Origin of the sequence: Arthrobacter sp. H14 (genome assembly GCF_000520495.1) — a bacterium.
GTDB lineage: Bacteria > Actinomycetota > Actinomycetes > Actinomycetales > Micrococcaceae > Arthrobacter_C.
Genome location: NZ_KI914645.1, coordinates 34,187 through 40,914, shown reverse-complemented (window position 1 = coordinate 40,914; position 6,728 = coordinate 34,187). Strand labels below are relative to the sequence as shown.

The following is a 6,728-nucleotide window of genomic DNA, read 5'->3' as shown; positions in this document are numbered from 1 at the left end:
TTCGTCCACCCGGCGGGTTGAGCGCGTGATGCTGCAGACGAGGCTGAGCGAAGGCCTTCCCGTGTCGGAACTCAGCACAGCAGGACGAGGTGAAATCGCCGGATTGATCGCAGAAGAATTGATTGAACCGGCAGCGGCTTTCCGGGGCCGGATCATCCTGACTCTGAATGGACGGCTGCTGGCCGACGCCGTCGTACGCCGCCTCCTGCCCGACTGATTCAACCGCCGGACCGACAGAGATTACTTAATCAACCGCAGGTTGAGGGCATAACGGTACGGTTCACCCTTGTTCACGTGGATTCCGGCCTTGACGGCGAAGACGGTCAAAGCCAGCCAAATCAGGGCCGCGACGACGGCGAAGATGGAACCGAGACCGTCAATCAGTGCAAACAGGTTTGCCAGAACCGCCAAAATTGTCGGCGGCAACGTGAAATTAAGCGCCTCTTTGGACTCCTGGGCCGTGAATGGTCCGCGGTCGCGCATCACCAAGTAGATAACCAGCGAGGGGAAGAACCCGAGAATCCCTCCAAAATGGGACATAGTTGCCCACTGCCGGTCTTCGGATGCAGTCAAAGGCTGGGCGTCCGCCGACATACCTTGATACGGAGCGTAGGGCCGCCGGCTCTCGTTGCCTTCTGGCGAGCCGCGCCGTGCGGGATTTGCCACTTCTTTAGACCTCAAGGTTGATAGGGACCGCCAATTTGCGGCGGACATCTTTACTGTCAAATAGCTGCCAACGCACAGCACTCAAGCTCCATTGTGCGCCAAGCCGGACAAGCGATCAAACTTCAGACCTGTTCACCGGCGGTCAGGAAGTCGATAACTTCCTCGACCCGGCCCAGCAACGACGGCTCCAGATCCGCGTAGTTATGCACAGACCCAAGAATCCGCTGCCACCCGCGGGCAACCGCAACATGGTCGTCATGCGGCCACCCCAGCGCCTTCAGGATTCCGGTCTTCCAGTCCTGGCCGCGGGGCACTTCCGGCCACTGGGAGAACCCGAGTGTCCCCGGCTTCACCGCCTGCCACACATCGACGTAGGGATGACCCACAATCAGGACATTGGACCGCGCGCCGGGTACGGACATCGCCTTCGCCGCGATCGCCGACTCCTTGCTGCCGTTGACCAGATGGTCGACCAGTATGCCCAACCGCCGCTGAGGTCCCGGGGAAAAATCCATCACTGCTGCCGAAAGGTCGTCAATACCGTGCAATGGTTCGACGACGATGCCCTCGACCCGCAGGTCGTCTCCCCAGACCTTTTCCACGAGTTCGGCGTCGTGTTTACCCTCCACCCAGATCCGGCTGGCCTTTGCTGTGCGGGCGCGCTGGCCTTCGACACGGACGGAGCCGGAAGCAGTTCGGGCTGCCGGTGCCGGCGCGGCCTTTGCCTTCGGCACCACCTTGACCGGCCTGCCGTCGACCATAAAGCCGTACCCGAGCCGGAAGGAGCGGGTCTTGCCCCTGCGGTCCTCCAGGGTCAGGACGTGCAGGCCGCCCGACTTTTCCACCCGGACGATGGCGCCGACCCAGCCGGACTGCGCATCTTCCAAAACAAGGCCATTTTCCGCCGCAATCTCAGGCAAGGACTGACGGCCGGCGGGGGAGGCCAGGTCCTGTGGTCCCCATTCATAGCTGTACATCTTCGACCTTCTTCGCCGGATCCGGAATCGGTGCGGTGGTTTGCGCGGTCAGAAATTGCTGCCGCGGAACCCACAGCGACCCGGCGAATAAGCCGAGCGCGTACCCATGCTAGCAATGGCGGTGAACGTATTAGACTTAGCACTTAGGTATGTTGAGTGCTAAGGAACATCAGAGGAAACATTAGGGGAGGTGAACCGTGAGTGAACCACGCCGGCTCGAAGTGCTGCGGGCGATAGTCGAAGACTACGTGCACTCACGTGAACCCGTCGGCTCTAAAGCCCTTGTGGAACGTCACCAGCTGGGGGTTTCCTCCGCGACGATCCGTAACGACATGGCTGCCCTGGAGGAAGAGGGCCTTATTGCCGCTCCGCACACCAGCGCAGGACGAATTCCCACCGACAAGGGTTACCGGATGTTCGTCGACCGGATTTCGGCCGTAAAGCCGCTGTCCTCGGCAGAGCGGCGTGCCATCCACACTTTCCTCGACCAGGCGGACGACCTCGACGACGTCCTGGACCGCACGGTGCGGCTGCTGTCCCAGCTCACCAATCAAGTCGCCGTAGTCCAGTATCCGCAGCTCGGAAGCGCCGCTGTCCGCCACATAGAGTTGGTCCTGCTGGCACCACGGCAGGTCCTGGCGGTGCTGATCGCGACCACCGGTAAAGTCGAACAGCGTGTGGTGACCCTGCCCGCCGATGCAGGCGAAGAGACCCTCCTGCGGTTGCGCGGCATTTTCCTGTCCGCTACAAAGGGGAAACTGCTGGTCACACTGCCGCAGCGGCTTACCGCAGCAGTGGCTGCCTGCCCCCCGGCGGAGCGCGCCGCCGCAGCGGTTCTGGGCAATTCGCTGGAACAACTGGCGGGGATCAACCGCGAGGATAGAATGGTGTTGGCGGGAACAGCCAATCTTGCCCGTTCCACCGGAGATTTCCCGCTTTCCATCGGCCCCGTTCTCGAGGCCTTGGAGGAGCAGGTGGTGATGATGCGGCTGTTGACCGAGATGGAACAGGACGCCAGAGGTGTATCCGTGCGCATCGGGCATGAAAACCGGTACGGAGGTCTCACTGAGGCTTCGGTTGTGGCCACCGGTTACGGACCGGATGAACTGGCCAAAATCGGTGTCCTCGGACCTACCCGGATGGATTATCCAACCACGATGGCGGCTGTCCGTGCTGTTGCCCGTTATCTGTCCAGGATTCTGGCTGGCTGACCACGAAGTACTTTCCACGGCAATGCCTGTGCGGCCCGCACAGGCAAGTGTCCAGTAATACAGGAAGAGACCAAAGAAGTTGAGTAACCACTACGAAGTACTGGGATTGTCCCAGGATGCCAGCGCCGAGGAGATCAAGAAGGCCTACCGCAAGCTGGCCCGCAAGCTGCACCCGGATGTAAATTCCGGTCCGCAGGCTGCCGATGAGTTCAAGCAAGTCAGCCATGCCTACGAAGTCCTCTCCGACCCGCAGAAGCGCCGTGTTTATGACACCACCGGTAACGAGAACGGTACGGACAACGGCTTCGGCAGCGGCTACTCCGGCCAAGGCTTCGCCTTCCAGGACATCTTCGAGACATTCTTCGGCGGCGCAGGCGGAGGCGGTGGCCCGGCTTCGCGTATGCGCCGCGGCCAGGACGCGCTGATTACCGTACGGATAGACCTCAAGGACGCCGTCTTCGGTGTCAACAAGAAGATCGAGGTGGACACCGCCGTCGTCTGCCCCACCTGTGACGGCAGTTGCAGCCGCCCTGGCACCTCGCCGCGCACCTGCGATATTTGCGGCGGCAGCGGACAGGTCCAGCGTGCGGTCCGTTCCATCCTCGGTCAGGTCATGACAACAGCACCTTGTGGATCGTGCCAGGGGTTCGGAACCATCATCACCGACCCATGCCACGAATGTGCCGGTGAAGGCCGTGTCCGCAACCGGCGCACCCTGACTGTCAAAGTGCCCGCGGGCGTTGCCACCGGAACCAGGATTCAGCTGGGCAGGCAGGGCGAAGCCGGCGTGGCCGGAGGACCCAGCGGTGACCTCTACGTTGAAATCAAGGTCAACAGCGAGCAGAACTTCGTCCGCGAGGGCGACGACCTGCATGCGACCATGAGCGTGCCGATGACGGCCGCCGCCCTGGGCACCGACGTCACATTGGACACCTTCGACGGCGAACGTGAACTGAGCATCAAGCCCGGCACGCAGGCGGGCGAAGTCATCACCTTGAAAGGACTTGGCGTCACCCACCTGCGCGGCTATGGCAGGGGAGACCTCAAAGTCCATATCCATGTGGAAACCCCCACCAAGGTCGACAGCGGGCAGGAAGAACTGTTGCGCCAGCTAGCCGCCGCCCGGAACGAGCAGTACAGCGATGGAAAGCTCGTATCCAGCGGAAGCGGTGTATTCGCGAAACTGCGGGACCGGCTCGGTAACCTCTAAGGGTGACCAACCCCGTATTTTTCGCAGCACCGTCCGAACTGGCGCAGTTGAAGGCCGGAGATATCTTCCAGCTAGCCGGTCCTGAGGGGCATCACGCCCGTGCGGTCAAGCGGCTGGCACCGGGGGAACCGGTGGACATTGTCGACGGCGCTGGCCGGCGCGTCAGCGGAGAAGTCGCCGACGGCGGGGGAGAAGCGCTGCCAGTAAGAATTCTGGCAGTGCTCGATGAACCCGTGCCTTCGCCGTCACTGGTCCTGGTCCAGGCCCTTGCCAAGGGCGGGCGCGACGAGTTGGCCATTGAAGCGGCCACGGAATTGGGCATCGACGCCGTCGTACCGTGGCAGGCTGAACGTTCCATTGTGCGGTGGAAAGACGCAAAAGCGGCCAAAGGCCGGAACAAGTGGCAAGCGACTGTTCAGGCGGCGGCCAAGCAGGCGCGCCGCGCACGCGTTCCGCAGGTGCATCCGCTCGTAACCGGTGCCGGACTTGTGGAATTCGCCGCCAACGCTGACTTGGCACTCGTGCTATATGAAGAGGCAACCACTACGATGGCGTCGCTGTCGGCCGGCCCCGCGGCTTCCCCTGTGCTGCACGCTGCCAATCAGCAGGGCGGAACGCCGCCCACCGGCGCCGGATTAGAGAACGTGCCAAAGATCCTGCTCATTGTGGGCCCCGAAGGTGGCATCAGTAATCAGGAAATCGGGACATTAACGGCCGCGGGTGCCACCCCTGTCCGGCTGGGCACGCATGTATTGCGATCCTCGACAGCCGGCCCCGCAGCCGTTTCTGTACTCAGCCACCTGCTGGGCCGCTGGGACTAGACCCGGCACGTGGCCGGTCCAACCCGAGCTATTCGACCCTGAATTCCTTGGAGTCGACGAAATCGCGTTCGCCGCCGGGTTCGCCCTGGAAGACTGACAATTCGTATGTTCCCTGCGGCAGCGTCACAGAGAACTTGAAGGTACCGGAGTTCATTTCTTCACCGTCAAGAGCCACCGAACCGGACGGGTAATCCGCTATTTCCGGTTCTTCCGGGCCGGCGCCGACTTCCCTGATCTCCCAGCCAAGAGTGCCGTTCCGGGAGACACCGCGGCCATTGACGACGACCTTGCTGTCGGCGTACACCGAGCGTTCCTGGGGATCGATGACCCAGACAGGAGCCGCCAGCGAGTGCTCACGCACCATCGGTTCACCCAAGGGGATGTGACCGAAGGCTTTATAGCCCGTGCGCCCGTCGACAAGGATGACAACCTGTATTTGCTGATTCTGGGCAGTCAATCCGAAGCTGGCGGCCGCCGCCGTCGCGGTATAAACGAGCTGCTGGACGGCACGGCGCGCCATGCCTTCATCAAGTGGCTGTTCGAACGCATCGGCTGAGATGTCTACTGTGATGACATTTTTGGCTGAAATGGAAGCACCGATCGAGGATGCGGGCCGCCAGGGATTGAAGTAATCCTCATCCAGCGGCTGCTGCTTTGTCATCGCATAGACAGCGGTCGTAATTGGGTCTCCGCGGTTCCCGGTCTGCCGGAATTCGCGATAAAGGTAGACGCTTCGGCCGCTCTCTCCGAGCCAATATACCGGAGTTTGGGCTGCCGTCTTCGCCGATTCAAGGGGGACGCTGGACAGCCCTGACGACCTGGCTCCCGGCGCTTCCACAGCGGTCGGAACGGGCATCGACGTTTCTTCAACTGGTTCGGCCACGTCGGCGGTGCATCCGATCAGCAGAAGTGACGACATCGTCAATGTAGCGAGCCACCCATGGAAGCTGCGCACTGATCCGATGCCGCCCCCGCGTGCCCGCTGAATTTTGCTGATGATGGTGCCGTTCTTTCCTTGCTGACCAGAGTCCCGGCGCCATTGCACCGGGAGGATCTACCAAGCTTGGCACACGGTCCACCAGCAAAACCGGCTAATTGCCCCGTCTCGACCGTACTGAGACCTGATTGATATTCTTCTGAAACCTGACCGCAACCTTCGGGCTGCCGGACGCTCGCTCAGGGCGTAATCGTGGCCTGTGCCGTACCATTAAAGGGAAGCCGGTGCTGCAGAAACGGCAGCGGAATCTGGACCGTGGCAACGGTTGCTAATTAATCGATACTTAAAGGGGAGATAAAAGGCCTTCGACGGCCGCTCATATGACCGAATTTCCAGTTGACCTCGACCCGGCTGACACGTCAACGGAAAAAGTCTCCTTTGACTCGACAGAACTAATGGTCCAGTCGCTTGGCGCCCAGGACGAGGCGTTGCGGTTTATCGAAAAATCCTTCCCAGGTGTTAGTCTCCACGTCCGTGGCAATGACGTCTCTGTCGGCGGCCCGGCTGCCGATGTTGGCAGGATAGTCCGCCTGATTGAAGAGATCCGGACCCTCGCAGCCAAGCAGACCCTGATAACCCCGCAGCTGCTCCAGCAGTTGGTAACCATGCTGAGCGAGCAGACGTCAAGCCGGCCCGCGGATGTCCTGACCCACAACATTCTGTCCAGCCGCGGCAAGACAATCCGGCCCAAGACGGTCAATCAGAAGGACTACGTCGACGCCATCGATGCCAACACGGTGGTCTTCGGTATCGGCCCGGCAGGTACAGGCAAGACGTATCTCGCCATGGCCAAAGCGGTGCAGGCTCTGCAGCACAAGGAAGTCAACAGGATTATCCTTACCCGGC

At 61.4% G+C, this 6,728-nt stretch carries 6 protein-coding genes and 2 pseudogenes; 5 read left to right on the top strand and 3 right to left on the bottom strand.

Annotated elements, in window-relative coordinates; translation table 11 throughout:
- A pseudogene (locus Y707_RS31380) lies at positions 1–217 on the top strand (radical SAM family heme chaperone HemW); the annotation flags it as partial.
- A gap of 23 nt (positions 218–240) precedes the next feature.
- Here Y707_RS31380 and Y707_RS0108630 read toward each other — a convergent pair.
- Positions 241–594: a DUF4870 domain-containing protein gene (locus Y707_RS0108630; RefSeq protein ID WP_253905108.1), complete on the bottom strand. Its 354-nt coding sequence runs from the start codon at positions 592–594 to the stop codon at positions 241–243.
- A gap of 194 nt (positions 595–788) precedes the next feature.
- Positions 789–1,643: a DUF3097 domain-containing protein gene (locus Y707_RS0108625; protein WP_026534786.1), complete on the bottom strand. Its 855-nt coding sequence runs from the start codon at positions 1,641–1,643 to the stop codon at positions 789–791.
- A 197-nt stretch (positions 1,644–1,840) separates the two neighbouring features.
- Here Y707_RS0108625 and hrcA point away from each other — a divergent pair, with 197 nt between their 5' ends.
- The 3 genes from hrcA to Y707_RS0108610 all read left to right on the top strand — a co-directional run bounded on the left by hrcA (position 1,841) and on the right by Y707_RS0108610 (position 4,885).
- Positions 1,841–2,854 (top strand): heat-inducible transcriptional repressor HrcA, encoded by a 1,014-nt coding sequence (gene hrcA, locus Y707_RS0108620; protein WP_026534785.1) that lies wholly within the window; start codon positions 1,841–1,843, stop codon positions 2,852–2,854.
- A gap of 79 nt (positions 2,855–2,933) precedes the next feature.
- Positions 2,934–4,064 (top strand): molecular chaperone DnaJ, encoded by a 1,131-nt coding sequence (gene dnaJ / locus Y707_RS0108615; protein ID WP_026534784.1) that lies wholly within the window; start codon positions 2,934–2,936, stop codon positions 4,062–4,064.
- A 2-nt stretch (positions 4,065–4,066) separates the two neighbouring features.
- On the top strand, positions 4,067–4,885 hold the full coding sequence (locus Y707_RS0108610) for a 16S rRNA (uracil(1498)-N(3))-methyltransferase (protein ID WP_026534783.1): 819 nt from the start codon (positions 4,067–4,069) through the stop codon (positions 4,883–4,885).
- 28 nt (positions 4,886–4,913) lie between these two features.
- Here Y707_RS0108610 and Y707_RS0108605 read toward each other — a convergent pair whose 3' ends face one another.
- The gene (locus Y707_RS0108605) at positions 4,914–5,741 is read right to left on the bottom strand and encodes a GerMN domain-containing protein (protein ID WP_162150198.1); all 828 of its coding nucleotides are present in this window, start codon (positions 5,739–5,741) and stop codon (positions 4,914–4,916) included.
- Positions 5,742–6,202: 461 nt separating this feature from the next.
- Here Y707_RS0108605 and Y707_RS24520 point away from each other — a divergent pair.
- Positions 6,203–6,728: pseudogene (locus Y707_RS24520) on the top strand (PhoH family protein); the annotation flags it as partial.